This is a genomic window from Burkholderia sp. BCC1999 (assembly GCF_905339975.1).
GTDB lineage: Bacteria > Pseudomonadota > Gammaproteobacteria > Burkholderiales > Burkholderiaceae > Burkholderia.
On sequence record NZ_CAJPHP010000053.1, the window covers coordinates 1 to 1,680 of the forward strand.

The window sequence follows — 1,680 nt, forward strand, 5'->3', positions numbered from 1 at the left end:
CAGGCCGTGCTCGACGAGTCCGCGAAGTTCTGCGGCGAGGTGCTGGCGCCGCTGAACGTCGAAGGCGACCGCAACCCGAGCAGCTGGAAGGACGGCGTCGTGACCGCGACGCCGGGCTTCGCGGAAGCGTTCCGCCAGTTCGTCGAAGGTGGCTGGCAGGGGCTGCAGCATCCGGCCGAATACGACGGCCAGGGGCTGCCGAAGCTGATCGCGACGCCGTGCATCGAGATGCTGAACGCATCGAACCTGTCGTTCGCGCTGTGTCCCTTGTTGACCGACGGCGCGATCGAGGCGCTGCTGACGGCCGGCACCGACGAGCAGAAGCAGCGCTACGTGCCGAAGCTGATCTCGGGCGAATGGACGGGCACGATGAACCTGACCGAGCCGCAGGCGGGCTCCGACCTCGCGCTGGTGCGCTCGCGCGCCGAGCCGCAGGGCGACGGCACGTACAAGGTGTTCGGCACGAAGATCTTCATCACGTGGGGCGAGCACGACATGGCGGACAACATCGTCCACCTGGTGCTGGCACGCACGCCGAACGCGCCGGAAGGCGTGAAGGGCATCTCGCTGTTCATCGTGCCGAAGTTCATGGTCAACGAAGACGGTTCGCTGGGCGCGCGCAACGACGTGCACTGCGTGTCGATCGAGCACAAGCTCGGGATCAAGGCGAGCCCGACGGCCGTGCTGCAGTACGGCGACCACGGCGGCGCGATCGGCTACCTGATCGGCGAGGAGAACCGCGGCCTCGAATACATGTTCATCATGATGAACGCGGCGCGCTTCGGCGTCGGGATGCAGGGGATCGGCGTGGCCGACCGGGCATACCAGAAGGCGGCGGAATTCGCGAAGGAGCGCGTGCAGAGCCGCCCGGTGGACGGGTCGGCGAAGCAGTCGGTGACGATCATCCATCACCCGGACGTGCGCCGGATGCTCGGCACGATGCGCGCGCTGACCGAAGGCGCGCGGGCGCTGGCATACGTGGCAGCGGGGCACAGCGACATTGCCCACCGCCATTCGGACGAGGCGACGCGCAGCCGTCATCAGGCAATCTACGAGTATCTGGTGCCGGTGGTGAAGGGCTGGAGCACGGAGATGGTGAACGATGTGGCGAGCCTGGGCGTGCAGGTGCACGGCGGGATGGGCTTCATCGAGGAGACGGGCGCGGCGCAGTATTACCGCGATGCGCGGATCCTGGCGATCTACGAAGGCACGACGGCGATCCAGGCGAACGACCTGGTGGGGCGCAAGACGATGCGCGACGGCGGCGCGGTGGCGAAGGCGCTGCTCGCGGAAGTCGGCGACACGGTGGCGGCGCTGGGCAAGCTGGACGGCGCGGCGGCCGCGTCGATGAAGGTGCAGCTGGAGAAGGGTGCGAAGGCGCTGTCGTCGGTAGTGGATTACGTGGTGGCGAACGTGAAGCAGGACCCGAACGCGGTGTTCGCGGGCAGCGTGCCGTACCTGAAGCTGGCGGGCGTGGTGCTGTGCGGTTGGCAGATGGCGCGCGCGCTGGTGGCGGCGCAGGCGAACCGCGCGAGCGACCCGGCGTTCTTCGATGCGAAGATCGCGATCGCGCAATGCTATGCGGAGCATATTCTCGTGCAGGCCGGTGCGCTCGAAGCGTCGATCGTCGGCGCGAAGGGCAACGAGAGCGTGCTCGCGTTGACGGAAGACCAGTTCTGA

At 67.7% G+C, this 1,680-nt stretch carries 1 protein-coding gene; it reads left to right on the forward strand.

All coding sequences use genetic code 11. The features are described from left to right. Nucleotides 1-1,680 (forward strand): acyl-CoA dehydrogenase (locus U5809_RS34495; protein WP_322089838.1); only part of this gene is annotated, 1,680 nt, incomplete at its 5' end.